This is a genomic window from Rhizobium oryzicola, from assembly GCF_030504645.1.
In the GTDB taxonomy this organism is placed as follows: Bacteria; Pseudomonadota; Alphaproteobacteria; order Rhizobiales; family Rhizobiaceae; genus Neorhizobium; species Neorhizobium oryzicola.
In genome coordinates, this window is record NZ_JAUKWQ010000004.1 from 239,646 (window position 1) to 260,140 (window position 20,495).

At 58.1% G+C, this 20,495-nt stretch carries 14 protein-coding genes; 5 read left to right on the forward strand and 9 right to left on the reverse strand.

The window, feature by feature from the left end:
* From Q2T52_RS14635 to Q2T52_RS14670, 8 genes are all read right to left on the reverse strand, one after another.
* Complete coding sequence (locus Q2T52_RS14635) at positions 1 to 924, reverse strand: amino acid ABC transporter substrate-binding protein (RefSeq protein ID WP_302077517.1); 924 nt, start codon at positions 922 to 924, stop codon at positions 1 to 3.
* Between the two features lie 29 nt (positions 925 to 953).
* On the reverse strand, positions 954 to 3,155 hold the full coding sequence (locus tag Q2T52_RS14640; protein WP_302077518.1) for a putative bifunctional diguanylate cyclase/phosphodiesterase: 2,202 nt from the start codon (positions 3,153 to 3,155) through the stop codon (positions 954 to 956).
* A 346-nt stretch (positions 3,156 to 3,501) separates the two neighbouring features.
* The gene (locus Q2T52_RS14645) at positions 3,502 to 4,875 is read right to left on the reverse strand and encodes an alpha-glucosidase/alpha-galactosidase (protein ID WP_302077519.1); all 1,374 of its coding nucleotides are present in this window, start codon (positions 4,873 to 4,875) and stop codon (positions 3,502 to 3,504) included.
* A 16-nt stretch (positions 4,876 to 4,891) separates the two neighbouring features.
* A complete protein-coding gene (locus Q2T52_RS14650; protein ID WP_436799541.1) occupies positions 4,892 to 6,559 on the reverse strand; it encodes an ABC transporter ATP-binding protein in 1,668 nt (555 codons plus the stop codon).
* 11 nt (positions 6,560 to 6,570) lie between these two features.
* Complete coding sequence (locus Q2T52_RS14655) at positions 6,571 to 7,704, reverse strand: ABC transporter permease (protein WP_302077790.1); 1,134 nt, start codon at positions 7,702 to 7,704, stop codon at positions 6,571 to 6,573.
* Positions 7,705 to 7,714: 10 nt separating this feature from the next.
* A complete protein-coding gene (locus Q2T52_RS14660; RefSeq protein WP_302077521.1) occupies positions 7,715 to 8,722 on the reverse strand; it encodes an ABC transporter permease in 1,008 nt (335 codons plus the stop codon).
* 108 nt (positions 8,723 to 8,830) lie between these two features.
* A complete protein-coding gene (locus Q2T52_RS14665) occupies positions 8,831 to 10,918 on the reverse strand; it encodes an ABC transporter substrate-binding protein (protein ID WP_302077522.1) in 2,088 nt (695 codons plus the stop codon).
* A gap of 108 nt (positions 10,919 to 11,026) precedes the next feature.
* A complete protein-coding gene (locus Q2T52_RS14670) occupies positions 11,027 to 12,493 on the reverse strand; it encodes an alpha-glucosidase/alpha-galactosidase (RefSeq protein ID WP_302077523.1) in 1,467 nt (488 codons plus the stop codon).
* 200 nt (positions 12,494 to 12,693) lie between these two features.
* On the opposite strand from Q2T52_RS14670, the gene Q2T52_RS14675 reads away from it, so the two are divergent.
* Positions 12,694 to 13,593 carry an AraC family transcriptional regulator gene (locus Q2T52_RS14675; protein ID WP_302077524.1) on the forward strand — a complete coding sequence of 300 codons (900 nt, stop codon included), beginning with the start codon at positions 12,694 to 12,696 and terminating at the stop codon, positions 13,591 to 13,593.
* A gap of 21 nt (positions 13,594 to 13,614) precedes the next feature.
* On the opposite strand, the gene Q2T52_RS14680 is transcribed toward Q2T52_RS14675, so the two are convergent.
* Positions 13,615 to 15,381 carry a hypothetical protein gene (locus Q2T52_RS14680; protein WP_302077525.1) on the reverse strand — a complete coding sequence of 589 codons (1,767 nt, stop codon included), beginning with the start codon at positions 15,379 to 15,381 and terminating at the stop codon, positions 13,615 to 13,617.
* Positions 15,382 to 15,809: 428 nt separating this feature from the next.
* On the opposite strand from Q2T52_RS14680, the gene Q2T52_RS14685 reads away from it, so the two are divergent.
* From Q2T52_RS14685 to Q2T52_RS14700, 4 genes are all read left to right on the forward strand, one after another.
* Entirely contained in the window at positions 15,810 to 16,787 is a 978-nt protein-coding gene (locus Q2T52_RS14685; protein ID WP_302077526.1) for an HlyD family secretion protein, read from the forward strand.
* A gap of 4 nt (positions 16,788 to 16,791) precedes the next feature.
* Complete coding sequence (locus Q2T52_RS14690) at positions 16,792 to 17,997, forward strand: ABC transporter permease (protein WP_302077527.1); 1,206 nt, start codon at positions 16,792 to 16,794, stop codon at positions 17,995 to 17,997.
* Positions 17,994 to 19,151 (forward strand): ABC transporter permease, encoded by a 1,158-nt coding sequence (locus tag Q2T52_RS14695; protein ID WP_302077528.1) that lies wholly within the window; start codon positions 17,994 to 17,996, stop codon positions 19,149 to 19,151. Before Q2T52_RS14690 ends, Q2T52_RS14695 begins: the two co-directional genes overlap by 4 nt.
* Positions 19,152 to 19,366: 215 nt before the next feature.
* Positions 19,367 to 20,329, forward strand: coding sequence for a LysR family transcriptional regulator (locus Q2T52_RS14700; RefSeq protein ID WP_302077529.1), 963 nt, complete (start codon positions 19,367 to 19,369; stop codon positions 20,327 to 20,329).
* Positions 20,330 to 20,495 lie beyond the last annotated feature (166 nt).

Below are 20,495 nucleotides of genomic sequence, written 5' to 3' on the forward strand. Positions count from 1 at the left end.
TCAATCCTTGTATTCCTGAGGGGTGGCGAACAGCGCTTCCAATTCCGGCGACATGGGCAAATGCATATTGAGGCCTGCCGGGGGAATGGGCGACATGAACCACTTTTCGTAGATCTTGCGAATTTCACCGCTGACGAAGAGTTGCCGCAACGCGTCGTTGACGGCCGTCTTGAAGGCCTCATCTTTTGCCGGCAGCATCAATCCGTAGGGCTCTGGCCGATTGAGGGCTTCGCGGGAAATCTCGAACTTGGATGGATCCGCGGAAACCGCAACCAGCCCCGCCAGCAGCACATCATCCATCACGAAGGCAGAGGCGCGGCCGCTTTCCACCATCGCGAAGCTATCCTTGTGCTCCTTGTTGATCATGACGGAAATGTTGAGGTTTCTGCCACGATTGACTGCGTTCAACTGCTCGATGTTGACGGTGCCGGTGGTGGAGGCAACGCTGCGACCGGATAGATCGGCAATCGTACTCATGTGAGAGGATTTCAGCGACACGAAACGTGTAGCGGTCAGAAAGTGCGGCAGCGAGAAGTCGACTATCTTGCGCCGTTCAGCGTTGTTGGTGGTCTCAGCACATTCCATGTCCATCTTGCCGGCCCGCATCAGCACGAAGCGTGTAGCGGTGGTTGTTGGCAAGTATTCGATCTTGATCTTGTCCAACTGCAGCGTGGTTTCCAAGGCCTGGACGATGCGCTCGCATAGCTCGATGGAGTATCCTATCGGGTGGCCATCCCGAACATAGGAGAACGGAATCTCGTTTTGTCGGTGCCCGATCACGATTGTCCTGGTCTCGGCAATCTTTTTCAGCGTATCGGGGGACTCCTCAGCTTGTGCCAGGTTTGCCGTCAGGCACAGAGAGCCTGCTGCGATCGCCGATCGCAGAAAGCTGCCGAACGAGATGCCATTTCCAGATCCTTGCATGCGACGACACAGCATGATGCAGCCCTTTGCTATTGCGCTCTGGCAGAAACCAGACGGGAGGGAGATGGGAAGAATAGATCCTGGCGCTGCGGTTTGCCGAACAGATAGCCTTGCCCGGCATCACACCCCACGCCCCGCAGCCAGGCGAGTTGCGTCATGTTCTCTATGCCCTCGGCTGTCACCTCGAGTTGAAGATTGCGGGCAAGGTTGATTGTGCTGGCAAGGATGGCCCGGCTTCGCTCGTTTGTCTCCAGTGTCGAGACGAAATGCCTATCGAGTTTGATGCGGGTTACCGGCAGTTCTGCCAAATAAGTGAACGTGGAAAAACCGGTGCCGAAATCGTCCAGCGCCAGTCCGACGCCGAGATTGCGGATGTCTGCAAGCGTTGCTTCCGCTTCCTGGCGATTGAGAAGAACCGATTCCGTCAATTCCAGCTCTAGACGCGAAGGTGGGAGGCCAGTTGAAGCAAGCGCCTGACGGACAGAGGCCCCTATATCACCTCGATGCAGTTGCACCGCGGAGATATTGACGGCAACCTTCTGGCCGTCCTCCCAGCCACAGGCGTCCTGGCAGGCCTGTTCCAGAATCCATTGGCCGATCTCGACGATCAACCCGCTGTCTTCGGCGGTAGGAATGAAGGTGTCCGGAAGAATAAGCCCCTGCTCCGGATGACGCCAGCGCAGAAGTGCTTCGTAACCAAGCACGGAAACATCAGACAGGTTGACGATTGGCTGATAGTGAAGCTCAAATTCCTTATGGGCCAAGGCACGTAGTAACTCAGCCTTCATGGTATCACCACCTGGCATGTCCATGCCCGGTTCAAAGAAGGTGAATTGCCCGCGCCCTGCTGCCTTGGAGGCATAGAGAGCGATATCCGCCGCATGGATTAGAGCCGTACGAGAGGCGGCGTGCACCGGCGCTGTCGCGATGCCGATACTTCCGCCGATTTCAATGATACGTCCGTCAACAGAAAACGGTTGTTCAATGGCTTCGATGATGCGGGATGCGAGCTTGCGCCCCTCGACATCTCCACTCAGTTCCAGGCGTTGCAACAAAGCGAATTCATCGCCGCCCAGACGTGCAAAGACATCGCCTGGCGCAAGCAGAGCTGAGACCCTTTCTGCCGTCATGACTAGAATGCGGTCTCCCACAGCATGACCATAGGTGTCATTGACCGGCTTGAACCGATCGAGATCCAGAAGCAGCAGATTGAAGGCCTTGCCGGCTTCCCGCATCTCTTCTAAAGCGGCTTCGGCGCATTTGATCATCGAGGTGCGGTTCGGCAGCCCGGTGAGCGGATCATGATGGGCTAGATGCTCCATTTCTCGGGCCGTTTCACGCACCTGCCTCAGATGTTCCCGTTCGACGACTGCCGCCCGAAGCGTTTCGATGGCTGTTGCCAACTGGCCGATTTCGTCGCCTCGCTCCTGAAATGGCGTTAGGTTACCGGTATCATCTTCCGCAATGCGTTTTAACGATTGGATGAGTGTCGGCACCGGATGAAAGAGACCCTTCATGACGAATACAATCGCGCCGCCGGTGACCACCATAATCAAACCCAGAATGATCAGAGTGTTGCGGTAAAAGACGGCGCGATTCTGCAGCAGCGTATCCGCAGAGCCGACGCTGGCGACGACGGCGCCCAGCAAATCCCCCTGATTGTTCTGTATCGGCAGATAGCTGGTAAAATATTCAGCGCCCGCGATCTCCACGAACCCGGTGAAGAAAGTGTTCGAAGCGTCGATCTGTTCGTGCTCGGCGTTGGCGATCCGCAAAAGCTGCCCACCCTCTCCGGCATCACTGTCGGTAATGCTGACCAGGCGATGCTCGTTCGGAATGGAGCGGAAGAGCCATACTGGTTGTTTGGTCTGAAGGCTTGCCAGTGCCAGAACATCCGCTGGGTTGAAGCCTGTATCCAAAACCGATTGATCGTCGCCGATCAGCCGGTCTGTGCGAATGCGGACAATCTGCCCGGAGGGGGCGGCATCCACAGTCACGAAGCTGTAAATATTGCGGATGGCTGCCGTTGCGATCTGCGCATTCATCTCGGCTTGGCGGCGCCAATCCTGGCGCTGGCCATTCTCCATCATGATCCAGCCCGTCAACGCCCCAGACACAAACGCGAGAACAACAGCCGTTAAGAGAAAATATCCAATTTTGCCCAGCAGCGAGCGATGCCAGCTGATACGTGATACAGCTTTAAATTGCGACTGGAAATTATCGAGCTGCATAAAACCTGCACTTCTTTAAATTCGCAAAAGGTATTCGCGCGTTCAGCGTGCAGGAAGAGTCATTGAAAAGGAATTTACCGACGGAATATACTGCCGGAGAAGGTTTCAGACCCGTTAACAAAATACGGTGATTGTTAAGGTCATTCGTATCTATATTTCCAATCCTCCTTCATAGGGAGGATTAACAAATTTCTTTGTAACGCATTACACTACAGCAAGAGACAACTCGATCTTTGCACGTGTAGTGCAACAGGACGCCAGCCTTATGCGGGCGCCCCGTTTTCATGATCATGTCGTTGTTCGAAGCAGCCCACTTGCCGTTTGCCAAGCAGGTTGGTTTCTTGACTCAGCTTGCTTTGGCATAGCCTTTGCTACCTTGCGTCCACTCCGGCAGCCATTCCCGATGGGCAATGAGCAGGTCATCGACCAGCGACCAGATCTGGTCGAGATCCAGTTCGGCGGCCGTGTGCGGGTCCATCATCGCGGCATGATAGATGTGCTCCCGGTTTTCGCTCATCAGCGCCCGCACAGTCAGTTCCTGCACATTGATGTTGGTGCGGATTAGCGCTGTCAGCTGCGGCGGGAGATCCCCGATGAAGGTTGGTTGGATGCCGTTATGATCCACCAGGCACGGCACTTCAGCGGCGCAATCGGCTGGCAGCGAGGTGATGCAGCCATTGTTGCGCTGGTTGCCGTAGATGACCGAGGGTTCGCCGGTCCACACCGAGTTGATGATAGAGGATGCATATTCCTTGGACTGCTTGACTTCGATGCGATCGGCCGAGCGATAGGTTGCGGCCTGCGTTTTCCACCGCTCGATCTGCTCGATGCAGCGCTTGGGATACTCGTCCAAGGGAATGCCAAACTTCTCGATCAGATCCTCGCGGCCCTCCTTGATGAAATAGGGCGTGTACTCGGCAAAATGCTCGGAGCTTTCAGTGACGAAATAGCCGAGACGGGTCAGCATCTCGTAACGCACCTTGTTGGGGCAGCGCGGGTTCCAGCCAGGCTTGGGCGCACGACCCTCGCGATAGGCGCGCACGAGATCCGGATAGAGGTTGCGATAGCTGCCATCCGCCTGGCGGTGTTCGAATTCCAGGAAGAAGGCCATGTGGTTGATGCCGGCGGAGCGGTAGCGGATTTCCTCGTAGGGGATATCCAGGTCATGCGCGAGCTCCATCGCCGTACCCTGCACCGAATGGCAGAGGCCCACCTGGCGAATGCTCGGATATTTCTCCGCAATCGCCCAGGTGTTGATCGCCATCGGGTTCACATATTGCAGCATGATGGCATTGGGGCAGACCGCCAGCATGTCCTCGCAGATCTTCCAGAGATGCGGCACGGTGCGAAGCCCGCGCATGATGCCGCCGACACCCAAAGTATCGGCAATCGTCTGGCGCAGGCCGTATTTCTTCGGCAGTTCGAAATCCGTAACCGTGCAGGGCTCATAGCCGCCGATCTGGAAGGCGACGACGACGAAATCGGCTCCCTGCAGGGCGCGGCGCTGGTCCGTATAGGTTTCCGCTTTGGCCTTGACGCCGAGCGTCGCGATCAGCTTGTTGACGACGATGGCACTTTCTTCCAGGCGCTGCGGATTGATATCCATCAGCGCAATGGTGGCCTCCGAAAGGGCGGGCCTCTGCAGCACGTCGCCAACAATGTTCTTCATGAACACCGTGGAGCCGGCGCCGATGAACGTGATCCTGGGTTGTCTTGCCATGTCATTCCTCCTGCAATCAGGCAATATCGAAGGCGGCCCTTACGAGCCGCCGGGTGTAATCGGTCTTGGGGTTGGACAGTACCTCGGCCACGGGGCCTTCCTCGACGATCCGGCCGTGCTGCATGACGATGACACGGTGGCAGAGCGCCCGCACCACCTTGAGGTCGTGGGAAATGAAGAGGTAGCTGAGGCCTCTCTCGTCCTGCAGCTTGCGCAGGAGATCGATGATTTGGGCCTGCACCGAAAGATCCAGCGCCGAGGTCGGCTCATCCAGCAGGATGAATTCCGGCTCAAGCGCTATGGCGCGGGCAATGGCGATGCGCTGACGCTGGCCGCCGGAAAATTCGTGCGGGAAACGGGAGAGGATGTCGACCGGCATTCCTGCTGCGTCCAATGCATCCTGCACGCGCTCCAGCCGCTCGCCCCGGCTGTTGCCGATGCCGTTGACGATCAGGCCCTCCTCAATGATCTGACCGATCGTCATGCGCGGATTGAGCGAGGCGAACGGATCCTGGAAGACGATCTGCATGCGGGCGCGCAAGGGGCGCATTTGCGCGCGCGTGCGGCCATCGACACGCTCCCCGTCGAACGCGATCTCGGCCGCTGCCGGTTCGTTCAGCCGCAGAAGCGACTGGCCGAATGTGGTCTTGCCGGAACCGGATTCCCCGACGATGCCGAGCGTCTCGTGCCGGTGCAGGGTGAGGCCGAGGCCATCCACCGCCACCAGTTCGCGCAGGTCCGGTTTGAAGAACCCGCCATGGCGTAGCATGAACGACACCTTCACACCGCGGGCCGTTAGAAGCGGCCGCGAACCGTCCGGCAGCGGCGAGGCGCTTCCATGCGGTTCGGAACCAAGCAGCTTCTTCGTGTAGGGGTGGCGCGGATTGGCGAAGATCTCCGCTGTCGTGTTGTGCTCGCGCATCTCGCCATGCTGCATGACGTAGACATAATCGGAGAACTTGCGGACGATGGTGAGATCGTGAGTGATCAGCACTACGGCCATGCCGCGCGCCTGCTGCAGGTCGCGGATGAGGTTGAGGATCTGCGCCTGAACCGTGACATCGAGCGCCGTCGTCGGTTCATCGGCAATCAGCACGTCCGGGTCGTTTGACAGCGCCATGGCAATCATCACCCGCTGCCGCTGACCGCCGGAAAGCTGATGCGGATATTGTTTCAGCCGCGCCTCCGGTTCCGGGATCTGTACCTGACGCAAAAGATCCAGCGCGCGAGCCTCCGCTTCCGCCTTGCCGATCCGCGAATGAACCCGGATCGCCTCGACGATCTGGCTGCCGATCGTATAGAGCGGGTTCAGCGAACTCATCGGTTCCTGGAAGATCATCGAGATGCGGTTGCCGCGCAGCGCACGGCGGACGCGGGGCGTGAACTTCAGGATATTGGCGCCGTTGAAGGTAATCGTCGCATCGGTGGAGACACGGGCGCGTTTGGTCAGCAGCCCCATGACCGTGCGGGCGGTCACGGACTTGCCGGAGCCGGACTCACCGACAATCGCGATCGTCTCACCCTTGTAGAGCTGGAAGGAAATATCCTTCACCGCCTCCACATGGCCATGCTCCACCTTGAAAGTGACGGCGACGTTGCGCGCATCCAGAATGGGTTCGCCATTGCGGTTCGCATGGTCGAGGCGGGTTTCCGGGGCATAGGGGTTCAGCCGAACGACAGCCATGGACATTCTCCTCAATAGGGATCAACCGCATCGCGCAGACCGTCGCCCAGCGCATTGAAGGCGAAGACGGCAACCAGCACGAAGGCGACGGGCGAGAGGATCCAGGGGTAGGAACCGATCACCGAATAGGTGGCGGTATCCTGCAGCATCAGCCCCCAGGAAATGAGCGGCGGCTTCACGGCAAAGCCCAGGAAGCCGAGGAAGGATTCGAGCAGGATGACGGTCGGGATATGCAACGTCACCGCCACGATCACATGGCTCATGACATTCGGAAGGATGTGCTGAAATATGATGCGCCGGTCTGTGGCGCCGACTGCAATCGCGGCCCGCACATATTCGATGCGGGCGAGCGCCAGCGTCTTGCCGCGCACCTCGCGTGACATCTGCGCCCAGCCGAGCGCCGACATGACGACCACCACGAAAGTGAGGAACACATGCGTCGGAGCTGTCACCGGGATCAGCGAAGTCAGCGCCAGGTAGAGCGGCAATTGCGGAAAGGCCAGCACGATCTCCACGAAGCGCTGGATCCAGGCATCCGCAGCACCGCCGAAATAGCCGGAGACAAGCCCCACGGTGGTGCCGACGATGGTGACGATGGCAACGACGCTCAGCGCAATCGCCAGCGAAATGCGCGAGCCATGGATGGCGCGGGAGAGAACATCGCGACCGAACTTGTCGGTGCCGAGCAGATGCACGGGCTCTCCATCAATCGATCCGAAGAAATGCCTGTCGGTGGGGATGAGGCCGAAGAGACGATACTCCGCGCCCTTCACGAAAAAGCCCAGCAGGCGAGGATGGTCGAAGTCTGGCCCGACAACCGGCTGAAAGGTGACGGGATCGAGTTCGCCCGTTTCGGCGGTGGCGTAGACGCGTGGCCGGAACGTGACGTTCCCGTCCTTGTCGCGGAAGCTGATGGCTTGCGGCGGCGAGAAGCTCTCATGCGTTTCGACCGGGTTCATCGGCGCGAAGAAATCGGCAAACACCGCCATCAGCACCAGCAGCGCGACGAGGATGAGGCCCATCATGCCGGTCAGGGAGCGGCGGAAGCGTCGCCACACAAGAGCGGCATAACTCTCGTTACGATGAGCTCTCTTGCGGCTGTCGGTGGTGGTTGTTTCGCTTTGAGCGGTCTGGGTTTCATTCATGGCCAGCATCTCACGCCCTCCCAAATTCGCGGACGCGCGGGTCCAGAAGCGCCAGCAGCATGTCGGCGATGATGTTGCCCACCACCAGCGTGGCGGCCAGCACCATCATGAAGGTCGCCGTGACATAGACGTCGCCGACCGCCATAGAGCCGACGATGGCCGGGCCGACGGTCGGCAGCGCGAAAATGATGGCGGTTTCGATTTCGCCACTCAGCATGTAGGGCAGCACGACGCCCTGATACATGACCAGCGGATGCAGCGCGTTCGGCACCGCGTGGCGAAGAATGACGGACCCTTCCGACAGACCCTTGGCGCGGGCCGTTTCGATGTATTGGGCATTCAGCGTATCGAGCAGATTGCCGCGCATGACCCGCATATTATAGGCAAGCCCGCCGAATACGGCGATGGCAACCACCGGCCAGACATGGTGGAAGAGGTCCGCGACCTTGGCCCAGGACCATGGCGCGCCGCCATATTGCGGCGAGAAGAAGCTGCCGATCTCCGAAACGTCGAAATGAAAGACCATCAGATAGACCAGCACAAGCGCCATCAGGAAGCGCGGAATGGTCATGCCGAGGAAAGAGATAGCCGACAGAACATTGTCGATCCAGGAATACTGCCGCGTGGCCGCCCAGATGCCGAAGCTGATGCCGAACAGCGAGGCCAGGATATGGCAGACCAGCGCCAGGGCCAGCGTGCGGGGCAGGCGCTCACCCACCACTTCCGCCACGGGCTTGTTATAATAGAAGCTATAGCCGAAGTCGCCACGCGTCACGATGCCGGTGATCCAGTTGAGATACTGCACCGCCATCGGCTGGTCGAGCCCATGTTCGACGCGGTAGGCCTGCGCCTGCGCTTCCGCCTGTTCATAGGAAGCCCCACCCTGGTTCATCAGCTGTGAACGGATGTAATCTGCATAATCGCCGGGCGGTGCCTGAATGATTGCGAAGGTGACGATGCTCAGGATCAGAAGCACCGGCACCGCCGATGCGATCCGTGTCAGGAGAAATCTCAGCATCACGTCCTCTCTGCGTTGCGGAGGCCACAGGATGCGGCCTTTTGCTTGGATCCCGTCCGGCCGCGCCTCACGCGCGGCCGGGCTTTTCTCTCTCTGGGGGACAGGAGATCAGTTGATGGGGCCTGGATCACCCGGCTTGCCGGGAAGCTGCTGCGGGAAGAGCTCGTACTTGCCCTGCTTGCTGGCCGCGACCCAGACCCGTTCGCGCATGATGGAATCTTCCGCCCAGTTGAACATATAGATCGGCGTGCCGGGCGGGATGTTGGAGAAGCGCTTGTTGATGATGAGCGCCCCCGGATATTCGGTCAGGCCGATCGTATAGAGGTTCTGGGTATAGAGCTTCTGGTACTGCTTCATCAGCTCGGCCCGTTCAGCATTGTCCTGCGAGGCGATGAAGCGCTTCACCAGATCCGCCATCTGCTGTTCGAAGGGCAGAATGTCGAGTTCCTTGCCTTCCGGTGCGCGGTGGTTCCAGCTGGTGCGTGGGCCGACCGGCGCCAATTGCTCGGTGTTCTGGACGACTGACGACAGCTCGGTGCTGTTGCGTCTCACGGCCCAGTCGAAGCGGCCGGAATAATGGGCGGCATCCCGCTGGTTGGAGTCGAGCGCATTGATGACGACGCGGATGCCGATTTTCGCCATCTGGCCGACCAGACCTTCCGCCAGGCTCTTGTCCGTCGTGTAGCCATTGTTGACCAGAAGCACGATCTCGACATTCTTGCCGCCGGCGGTGCCCTTCGGGAAATTGACGAAGCCGTCATTATCCGTATCGACGAGACCGAGTTTCTTCAGTGTCGCCTTCGCGCCTTCCAGATCATAGGGGTAATAGACCGTGGAATTGCGATCATAGAAGCTGGTGCCGGAAGACAGACCGCCAGGATAGATGGCCGTAAACGGACCCTTGACCAGACTGTCGCCCACCGCCTTGCGATCGATGGCCGAACTGATGGCCTGGCGGAACTCCAGATTGCGGTTCAGTTCACGCACCGCCTGCTGGCGCTCATCCGGCGTGCCCCAGCCATTGGCGGAAAAATTCATCAGCAGATTGTAGCCGATCAGGCGCGGGCCGAAATCGAGACGCGCCGGCGCATTGGGGTCCGCCGCGCGCTTCAGCGAGGCCACAAAGTTTTCCGGCTGTTCAAGATTGGAGAAGTCGCCGGAGCCGGCCACTGCCTGCACGTCACGATCCGCCCAGGTGGAAAGCTTATAGTGCACCTCGTCGAGATAGGGCAGTTGCTGGCCCTTCTCATCCACCTTCCAGTAATAGGGATTGCGGCGCAGGACGATGATATCGTCCGGCCGATAGGCCACCGGCACCCAGGCGCCCATGACCGGCATGTTCATGTATTCCGGTGGATAGGCATTCTTGAACTGGTCATAGGTGTTCTTGGAGTATTTAGGGTGCTTCTGCTTCAGCATATGGGCCGGGCCCGGGCAGAAGTTCGGATAGGCCATGGTGTAGAGATACTGCTTGGGGAAGGCGGCCTTGAAGGTCCACTCGACGGTGTAGTCGTCGATCTTGGTCAGTGTCGTTCCCTCGCCGAAGGCTTCCGGCGAAGCGCCACCGCCAAGCGGCGAGACATTGGGATCGATGACGGCATCTTCCCAATAGAACATCACATCGTCAGCGGTGAAAGGAACGCCATCGGACCATTTGGCACCTTTCACAAGATGCATGGTCAGCTTGTGGCCGTCCGAAGACCATTCCCAGCTCTTGGCTAGGTTCGGCAGCGGCTCAGTATCCTTGGCGTTGACCTGGAACAGCGGGGCCGTCCGCGTCAGGCATTCGGAAAGCGCGATGTCGATGCCGCCCCAGCCCTGGCTCTGTCCGGCGATATAATTCCACCCCTCGGGACGGCCGCCGATGACGTGGCGCAAGGTGTCGCCGTAGACGCCGATGCCGTCGGGCATATTGCCCGCCTTGTAGACGAGCGGCTCCTCGGGCAAGCGATCCTTCAAGGGCGGCAGCTTGCCGGTCTTTTCGAACTTCTCCATCACCCAGCCGGGCTCGCTGTAGAAGGGCAGGGCCTTGAACTCGAGTATGGAATCGCGGGCTACATAAGTAATCTTGCCTTGCGCCGGAAAAGGTGGCGGCTCAGGCGGAGCGCTCGTTTCAAAGGCCTGTGCATTCAGCGCAAAGATAGAAGCTCCCAGACTGAGCGCGGTGATCCTGCTGATCCTGCTTAGATGCGGCATATCCATTCCTCCCTTTCGACTGCGCTCCCCAGCGCGTCGCTCCTCATCCTCACCCGCAGATGCGAAACTCCTCTTCCCGCATCTGCCAATTCCATTCCGGCACCAGGTTCAGCTAGCGGCCTTCATTGCGGCCTTTTCGGCGCGCAGTTCCTCGATGGAGCGCACCTGGCGCCGTGCGGCACCGGCCCAGTCACGGGTTTTTACCTTGGCCTTCGACAACCTCTCGCGCGAGGCGGGAACGGCATCGGCGTATTGCGGAAGCCACCGCGCTTGCGCGACCACCATCTCATCCACCATCTGCCAGACCTCTTCCGGTGTGGAGACGGCACCGACCAGCGGATCATGCAGGACAGCGAGCTTTAGAAGATCAATGTCCCCGGTGACAGCCGCATGAACGGACATGCGCTGCACATTGATCGAAGCCATGCAGGTTGCAGCACAGGCTTCCGGCAGCGTGATGCCTGACACCATGTTGATGCCGAAGCGATCGACGAAGCCGGGCGATTCAATGATGGCATCCGCCGGCAGATTGGTAATGACGCCGGTGTTCTTCACATTGAAATGACCGCGATAGACTCGACCGGTTTCGAGCGCTTCCAGAATATGGCTCGCATGCTCATTGGAGCGGCGGGCAGGATCGATCGGCCTCTTGGCGGATTCCAGGAATTGCGGAAATTCCGTTTCGAACCAGTTGCGCGTCTCGGTGGAGTAGCGCAGATAGCCGCCTGTTTCGCCGTGGATCCAATCCGACATGTCGATCCAGCGGGTGATCTCTTCCGGCCGCTTGCGGTACCAGGGCAGGTATTCGGAAAGGTGCCCGTTGCTTTCGGTGGAGTAGACGCCGAAGCGTTTCAGCACGTCGATGCGCAGCTTTTCCTGCTGCGAATAGACCGGATGCGCCTCGAAGGCGGCAATCAGTTCATCCTTGCCGATTTTGCGGCCCTTCAGCCTCAGATCGACGAACCATGTCTGGTGGTTGATGCCGGAGCATACATAATCCAGTTCCCTGACCGACGATGCGCCCAGCACTTCGGCAATCTGCTCGGCACCATGCTGGACGCCATGGCAAAGGCCGATCGTATCGACTTTGCCGTATTCGATTGCCGCCCAGGTGTTCATGGCCATCGGGTTGGCATAGTTCAGGAACTTGGCACCCGGTGCGGCGACCTCGCGGATATCCTTGCAGAAATCCAGGATGACCGGAATGTTGCGCTGGCCATAGAGAATGCCGCCGGCGCAGATCGTGTCGCCCACGCATTGGTCGATCCCGTATTTCAGCGGTATGCGGATATCCTCCGCATAGGCTTCCAGCCCGCCGACGCGCACGCAACTGATAATGTAGCGCGCGCCTTCCAAGGCGCGGCGGCGATCCGTCGTCGCGGTCACTTTCGTGGGCAGATTGTTGGATGCCACGACCTGCTCCAGGATCTGGCGGATCATGCCCAGATTCTGCTCGCTGATGTCGGTCAGGGCGAATTCGACGTCCTGAAACTCCGGCACACAAAGAAGGTCTGTGAACAGCTTTTTCGTGAAGCCGACGCTTCCAGCGCCAATGATAGCGATTTTGAAACTCATCCGTCCCATTCTCCTCGCAATTTTCAAGCCGATCGACAACGTGCTCCGTTCAAATGCATCCGCCATTCGATCCGGCGTGAAATAGCCGGTGAGCCTTGGGGTTTGGCGACGGGAACACGATCAGACTTTGCTTTCGGCTTCTCCTCGGCCTGGGATTATGCGTATATTTTCCGCGCGCAACAGAGAAGGATTATGCTTTCATGGGTAATTTTGTGCTCGACAATCTGGTTGCCGCCGGGCCTGTGATGCGCACAGTTTCGCTACCGCGCGGACGCCAGACGCTGCATACCATGCCGACCAGTGCAGGTTATGAAATCCGCGAGAACTGTTTCTATGATTGGGATGGGCGAAAGCGAGGTCTCGCACCCTTCACGGTGCTGCAGCACACCATCGCCGGGCGTGGCAATCTGATTTACGAGAACCGCGCGATGCAGGTGAAGCAGGGCGAGACGCTGCTGGTGGTCATTCCGCACAGCCACCGGTACTGGCTGGAGAAAGGCAACCGCTGGGAGTTCTTCTGGATTTCCATGAATGGCGAGGAGGCGCTGCGCATTCACCGTTCGATCCTTGCCATCACAGGCCCGGTTCTGAAGCTGCAGCCTTCCACCATCGACCAATTGGCTGAGTGTTGCTACCGGCTCGTCACCGGTGGCGAAGCGCCGGGTTCAGCCTCCGCCATAGCTTACGAGGCCGCAATGGTGCTCTATGATGACGTCTTCGGCTCCCACCCGACCTTTGCGCAGGAGTACCGATCGCTGCAGCATGTCCTCACACATATCGAAAACAATCTCGACCAGCGGCTCTCCGTGCCAGACTTGGCGGAGGTTGCCGGGTTAAGCCGTGCTCACTTTTCCCGCATATTTGCCGCCAGCGAAGGATTGCCGCCTGCGGAGTTCGTGTTGCAGAAGAGGTTGCGCCGTGCCGCGAAACTGTTGACGAAGGCGGCGGATCTACCGGTGAAGGAAGTGGCGGCTCTCTGCGGCTTCGAGGATCCCAATTATTTCTCGAAAGTCTTCCGACGGCTTTACGGAACAAACCCTAGCGATTTTCGCACCAGCGGCATGTATGCCAGTCTCGATACGCCTCGCCGCGTGCCATAGCGGCTCAGGGATAAACTCATTCTAGACTGCAACGCTGTTTGGTTTTGTCAAACTGCCGGTCACAGCCCGAAAACGCTCGTGGCTTCTGATGAAGTCGAAGCGCGTGTCCATGCGAACCCAAACCGTTGAAAGCTCCCGGTTCTTGTAGGCGAGATCAAGATATCGGATCGTTGCCTCACTGTCTCCGACGGAACAGGCGAGAGTGGCGTGGGCGAAATAGCTCGCTCGGGGATTGCCCGCTTTTAACAGGGTAATCGCTCGTTCGGGAGAACCCATCCAGGCTTCCAGCTCTGCCTTGGCAAAAACCAGCAGCGGATGTGTCATCATCATATTGCCGAGTGGTTGCAGACAGCAGCGCGCAAATTCCTGATTGCCTGCGAAATTGGCGCCAAGGGCGAGGTAATACAGCGCTTCCATAGGGGCATTGCGCAACGCCACCGTGGATACCATGTCACTGAGAGCCGAGAAATTGCGAGACTGGAAGCGACTTATGGCTTCGGCAATATCCTGCTGTTGCGAAAATGGTTCGATCCGACGTGCCTCGTGGAACAAGCGCTCGGATTCATCCTGCAGTCCGCGCGCAGCAAGATAGGTTCCGAAAACGCGAGCGGTTCGCGAATGATAACCGTAAGCCATGGCCGCGTTGAAACTGGCTTCTGCTGCTACGAAATCGCGTTCCAGCCAAGCCTGCACCACACCGAGCGCGGTCAGGCCTTCTGCCGATTGCGGATCGATCTCAAGCGCCTTTTCAACTGCGGGCCGCGCGAAGGAACATGCGGTGGGTGCATCGACCATCCCGATGCGGAACATATCGCAATAGCAATCGGCAATCCCGGAATAGCCGCGCGCATAATCGGCCGTGTCTTCCGCAATCTTCGAGAAGATCGCGAGGGATTCGCGCAAGCTCTCTGGCATCTGTCGGTCGAGTAGCTGGCGCGCCCTGTATAACTGGCCGTGAGCCTGAACAGCGGCGGGGCTCGGCATCACGCGGTGTGCCCGCAGTTTGGATGTATCAAACCGGTGGCGGCTGACAAAGGTTGTCGCAACGCGTTCCGGCAAGTCCATGCGTTGATCGACAGGACCTTCGAAACGATCGGAAGTGATGACGACCCCGCGGAAGTCGGACACTTCTATCGTAACACGGATAATCTCGGCCTGTTCCCGCACAGTACCCTGTATGATCGCATCCACTCCCAGTTCTGTGGCCAGGTCTCGTATCGACGGCTGCTTATCCTTATAGGTAAAGGTCGTTGCGCGAGACAGAATGTTCATGCCTGGTTCGGAACCGAATGCGAAGATCATCTCGTCCGTGATGATATCCGCGAATTCTTGACAGGCCGCATCACCGGAAACAGTGCGAAACGGCAGTATTGCGATCGTGGCGCCGGGACCACTTCGAAAAATCTGCTTCTCGCATTCCTGAGGAAGATCCGAACCGTCAACGCCTCCGGATTTCATCACAAATACCGGCACATAGGTTCCTGTCGGTATCATGATACTGATGGGGTCCGACTGCCCGTAAAGGTGATTGTGTTCTTCCAGCTTCTTGCGCAGGCGCCTTGCCTCAACACGCACGGTGGAATCGATCCGGGGATCGTAGGGTGGCTCACGCTGATAGACCGCATTGCCGATAACAGCCTCTTTCAGGTCGCTTGTGCGACCATTGAGAGTTTCCTCGACAATATAGTTGAGGAGAACTATCAGGCGCTCGCAGCCGGAAAATGCCGGACTCTTGCGAAGCAGTTCCATCTGCTCTCGGATCGCGGATACTGGAAGGTCGCTTTTCATAAAGTATTTTCCATCAAAGGCTTAGGTGCCGCATTGGGCGATGCGCGGTTGTGACTTACCCGTTGCTGCGGGGCTATCGCCTTAACCATGCCCCTCGTTCAAACAAGGTGAGCTATGCCTAACTCACAGACAGCTAACTTCCGTTACTGCAATTAAATATTACTTTTGAGTCAACTTCAACATCCGGTGGTGTCGCGAAACTATGAAACGCACAGCGTGGAGACCTAGCGGCTCTATAATGACGAGCTTTCAGCGCTCACATTGCTGACGCGGTCTCTTTCTTCGTCTGAGCAGCAGACAGACATGCGTCCCTCATCTCCCTCCGATACTGCAGCAGTGACGGTTCAGTCAGTCTTGCTGATGATGGGGTTTGCGAACACCGGTCTGCCGACACCACTCACTTCAATGACCTCTGAAAGGTTCGCCTTATGGCCAGCAAACTCGGCGCGACAATTGGCATAGCAAGCATAGCAGGCCTTGCCGCTTTGTTGTGGTTCGCCACCCGTCTTCCCGCCCTCATCGTGCAGGGAGAGGTGTCGGCGGACAGGGTCGACGTTAGCCCGCGCGTTTCCGGTCGCGTGGCCAAACTTAACGCCGACGTCGGCGATATTGTCAAAAAGGGGACGACGATTGCGCAACTTGAAAGTCCGCAACTGGTGTCGGCCACGCTCTCTACGCAGGCGGCGCTGGCCGTTGCCCAAGCGGATCTGGAGCGTGTGAACAGCACGCGTCCGGAGGTGATTGAAGCACATAAGGCTGAGGTACGCGCCGCCGATGCCGATGTGGTTCTTTACGTCTCAGACAAGGAGCGTCAGACAAAATTGGCGGAAACCAATGCGGCCTCGCAGGCTCGGCTTGAGCAATCGAGCCGCAACCTGGAATCTGCCCTTCGCGCGCGGGAAGCGGCGCAAGCCAATCTCGATCTGGCTGTTGCCGGTGCGAGTAAGGAGGAGCGGGCTCTGGCGGCTGCAAAGGTCCAGCAGGCGGAAGCAACGCTCAACCAGCAGAATACGGATGTGAAGGAACTGACAGTCATCGCGCCCATCGATGGACAGGTCACGACCCGCGTCGCGGAACTGGGTGAGAACTTCAGTGCTGGCGCGCCTCTGTATTCCATCGTCGATATCGGCCATCCATGGTTTACCTTCAACCTGCGCGAAGACCTGCTGAAGGGCCTGAAGATCGGCGATATCCTGACAGTCCAGGTGCCCGCCCTCAAGAACGCGAGTGTGAAGACGCGTGTGACCGTCATAAATGCGCAGGGGCAGTACGCCACCTGGCGTGCCACCCGTGCCACGGGCGACTTCGATCTGCGGACATTTGAGGTGCGTGCCCAGCCGGTGGAGCCCGTGGACGGACTGCGACCCGGTATGAGCGCCATCGTCTCCTGGGCCCGGCCGGAGTAAGGACATGCGTGGAAAAGGAAACCTCCGCCCCGGCTTCCTGCTCGTCTTCGTCCGGGAAGTCGAGCAGTTTCGCAAATTACCGGTGCTTCTTGCTCTAACCGTTCTGATGCCGCTGTTCCTCATGGGTATCCTGGCTGTTGTGTTCAGCCAAGGGCTGGCAACACGGCTGCCGATCGCGGTTCTCAACCTGGATGGGGGCGACCTCTCCCGCTCGATTATCCGCACGATCGATGCCACACCGGACACGGCAGTTGTCATCAACGTCAGTGACTTGAGCGAGGCACGCCGCCTGATTCTATCCGGTCAGGTCCATGGCGTCCTGATGATCCGGGATAATCTGGAACGTGACGTCTTCGCCGGTCGGCGCCCCGAGGTGGTGTTCTTCTATAACACCCAGACATTGACCGCCGGCAATCTCACACTGCGGGGCGTGAATGCTGCCTTGGCCGGAGTGGAAGGGGGCATCCGTTTGTCTTTACGCACGTCGCATGGTGAACCCGTCGACATTGCGCAAGCTGCACTCTCACCGATCCCGGTTCAGATCAATCCCTTGTTCAATCCGACGATGAACTACAGTCATTTTCTGCTGGCAGCCCTTCTTCCGGCTGTTTTGCAGATCATCGTCGTCACATCGACGGCCTATGCTGTTGGGCGCGATGTGGAAACACGGCATCGATTGCGTGTGCTTCGTCGGCTGGGAGGGGGGCTGTGGCCCGCAATGTTCGGCAAGCTTTTGCCCTACACCCTCGTCTTTCTCTTCGTGCTCGGCATCTCGGATCTTCTACTGTTCTTATGGTTCCAATTGCCGCTCCGCGGCGACCGAATGCTCCTCTTGTCCGCCGGACTTCTTTTCGTTCTTGCCAACCAGATGTTCGGTGCGTTTCTGGCTGTCGCAATGCGACCGATGGCGCTTGCCATCAGCATCGGCACGTTTGCCACCGCGCCTGCCTTCGGTTTCATGGGGATCGGATTCCCACGCCTCGGCATGACGCCCTTTGCTTATTATTGGGGTGAGGCACTGCCCGGCACCTGGTATCTCACCGCGCGCATAGACCAGACACTGCGTGGTACGCCTCCGGATCTGTCGGGCAAGCCGCTCGCCGTTTTGCTGTTCATGGTGATTATCTTCACCGCATTGACGGCACTTTGTCTGGAACGCAACCGGATCAAGCGGCAACAGGCCAATCATGCCCTGGAGGCGGTGTCGTGAGCGCTGTGATCTTCATCTGTCGAATGGAGCTTCGGCGGATCCTGACGCTGCGTCCGGTCTTTTCAGTCATGATACTGGCAGTCGTGATCTATTCGGCCTTCTATCCGCAGCCTTATCGTGCCGAAACGCTTAGAGATGTGCCAATCGCACTGGTGGATCTGGATGGCACCGACAGTAGCCGCGCCTTCGCCCGAAGGCTCGATGCATCTGCCGATGTGGCCGTGGTTGCAGCATTTCCTGATCTTGCGACAGCAGAACATGAGGTATTTGCGCGTCAACTTTCGGGCATTCTTGTCATTCCGAAATTCTTTGAGCGGGATCTATTGCACGGCCGGGCGTCACCCATCGCGCTGTATGCAGATGCCAGCTATTTCCTGCTGTATAGTCGCATCTCGAGTGCGGTAACCGCGCTTGCAAAAACCATGGGATCAGAGGTCGAAGCCAAGCGGCTCATAGCGGCCAATATTGACCCCGCAATCGCTTTTGCTGCAACTGACCCGATGCCGCTGACGGCCATACCGCTCTTCAATCCGCAAGGTGGCTATGCGACCTACATCCTCCCGGCAGCCTTGGTGCTTTTGCTTCAGCAAACGATGCTGATCGGCGTTAGCCTTCTTGGCACCTATCCAAAGGAGTGGGAAGCTGAGGCACAGAAGAGAAAGATCGGACCGATCGACCGCGTGGTTGGCTGCCTACTCGCCTATTTCGTGGTGGAAGTTTGTGCCTTTGCTTTCTACCTGATCGCCGTGCCCTATCTTTATGGTATTCCGCGTCTAGGGTCTATCTGGTTGATAGCGACGGTTTCATTCCCTTTCATCCTTGCCGTGGGCGGCCTTGGAATGCTCATGGCACGTATGCTGAGTAATCCGGTTCTCGTGCAAATGGTTGCGGCGGGTATGGGTATGCCGTTTTTGTTTATGTCCGGCTTCTCATGGCCGGCCGATGCGATACCTGCTACCTTGCGAACCGCTGCCCTTGTCATTCCCAGCACCAGCGCGATCAACGCCCTAGTCAATGTAAGCCAGCTGGGGGCAAGCCTACCGGAGGTCGGCCCGCACGTACTGACGTTGATATTTCTCGCCGTGTTTTACTGCGGGCTGGTTCTGTTCCTCGAAGCCAGAGCATTCCGCTATGAGACCGGTAATGGCGGCTGAAGCTTGCGAGGGAGGCATGGCATACGCATCCCTGCTTTCAATTTTGGCGCGTTCCCCATCTCTGTCGCAAGCCTTTCGCACATCCGCGCTCCCGCTTGGTGCTTCCATGTGAACTTGCCAAGTCCCGGTCACATGATACACGGCTAGGATTGAAGCCGGTCTCGTCTACTTAAACGGCTTCAGGTATGCGAATGCCGGGAAGAGGGGGAGGTGGGATGCAAAAGGCCGATATCAATTCGCGGAGTCCGCTTTCCCTGGACAATATGGATATTCGTCTCATACGGATATTCGTCAAGGTCGTGGAAGCTGGTGGCCTTTCCGCTGCGCAGGCAGAACTCAATCTGTCGCTTTCCACCATATCAGAAAAGATTTCCGCCCTCGAACAGCGGCTGGGCATAACGCTTTGTAAACGTGGAAGAAGTGGCTTTCAACTGACGGAGAGCGGCCGGCTGACCTTTGAGGAATGCCAGCGTTTGTTCGGCTCACTGGATCAATTCAGCCGCAAGGTGGCGGGACTCCGTTCCAATCTGAGTGGTAGTCTTTCGGTGGGCATGGTGGACAATACGATTGCGGATCCGAATTCGCCCCTTGCGTCAACGTTCGCCGGTCTGGTGGATCTCGCGCCCGCGATCAATCTCTCGGTTGACATGCGAGCGCCCGGTGAACTCTTGCGCGACGTTGTTGCACGAAAGCTCGATTTGGCGATTGGTAGCTTTCCGAGGATGGCCCTCGGGCTTGCTTATATCGATCTCTATGACGAAACTCAAAACTTCTATTGCGGCGCTGGGCATCCACTCTACTCAGTAGTGGATGAAGAGATCGGGATCGATCTGGTTCGGACACATCGCATTATCGGACGCAGCTATTGGGCCTCGAGAGACATCAAGATCTTTGCCATCGCAAACCCGCATGCAACGGTTTCGAATATGGAGGCCGAAGCTTTTCTTATTCTCTCCGGATGTTACCTTGGCTATCTGCCGGAACATTACGCAGCTCCATTCGTCCAAACAGGTCGTATGCGGATGATCCGACCCAATCTGTTTTCTTACAAGGCGAAGTTTCAGGTTGCGGCTTTGGAGGATTGGAAAAGCAGGCCGGTCGTCAAAACCTTCATCGATATCCTGACCCAAACCAGCAACAATCTGTCGGCAAAAGCCGGTCGCGGATCAAAGGCATAAAATATCCACGCACTTCCACTACTTTCCCCTGAAATAGCGCGCCGAACACTGATCCTGGCAAGAACCGATATGAATCCAACAGCCACCGTAGTTTGGAATATATCGAAGTGAACTCCGGCCCTGAACCATTTGCCAGAGTGAAGTGCCGTGTGAGAGTACACCTGAT

What these genes read in the sequence shown, in the direction of transcription:
- Q2T52_RS14635 (WP_302077517.1), bottom strand. Translation starts at nt 924, where the DNA reads ATGCAAGGATCTGGAAATGGCATCTCGTTCGGCAGCTTTCTGCGATCG.
- Q2T52_RS14640 (WP_302077518.1), bottom strand. Translation starts at nt 3,155, where the DNA reads ATGCAGCTCGATAATTTCCAGTCGCAATTTAAAGCTGTATCACGTATC.
- Q2T52_RS14645 (WP_302077519.1), bottom strand. Translation starts at nt 4,875, where the DNA reads ATGGCAAGACAACCCAGGATCACGTTCATCGGCGCCGGCTCCACGGTG.
- Q2T52_RS14650 (WP_436799541.1), bottom strand. Translation starts at nt 6,559, where the DNA reads ATGGCTGTCGTTCGGCTGAACCCCTATGCCCCGGAAACCCGCCTCGAC.
- Q2T52_RS14655 (WP_302077790.1), bottom strand. Translation starts at nt 7,704, where the DNA reads ATGAATGAAACCCAGACCGCTCAAAGCGAAACAACCACCACCGACAGC.
- Q2T52_RS14660 (WP_302077521.1), bottom strand. Translation starts at nt 8,722, where the DNA reads ATGCTGAGATTTCTCCTGACACGGATCGCATCGGCGGTGCCGGTGCTT.
- Q2T52_RS14665 (WP_302077522.1), bottom strand. Translation starts at nt 10,918, where the DNA reads ATGCCGCATCTAAGCAGGATCAGCAGGATCACCGCGCTCAGTCTGGGA.
- Q2T52_RS14670 (WP_302077523.1), bottom strand. Translation starts at nt 12,493, where the DNA reads ATGAGTTTCAAAATCGCTATCATTGGCGCTGGAAGCGTCGGCTTCACG.
- Q2T52_RS14675 (WP_302077524.1), top strand. Translation starts at nt 12,694, where the DNA reads ATGGGTAATTTTGTGCTCGACAATCTGGTTGCCGCCGGGCCTGTGATG.
- Q2T52_RS14680 (WP_302077525.1), bottom strand. Translation starts at nt 15,381, where the DNA reads ATGAAAAGCGACCTTCCAGTATCCGCGATCCGAGAGCAGATGGAACTG.
- Q2T52_RS14685 (WP_302077526.1), top strand. Translation starts at nt 15,810, where the DNA reads ATGGCCAGCAAACTCGGCGCGACAATTGGCATAGCAAGCATAGCAGGC.
- Q2T52_RS14690 (WP_302077527.1), top strand. Translation starts at nt 16,792, where the DNA reads ATGCGTGGAAAAGGAAACCTCCGCCCCGGCTTCCTGCTCGTCTTCGTC.
- Q2T52_RS14700 (WP_302077529.1), top strand. Translation starts at nt 19,367, where the DNA reads ATGCAAAAGGCCGATATCAATTCGCGGAGTCCGCTTTCCCTGGACAAT.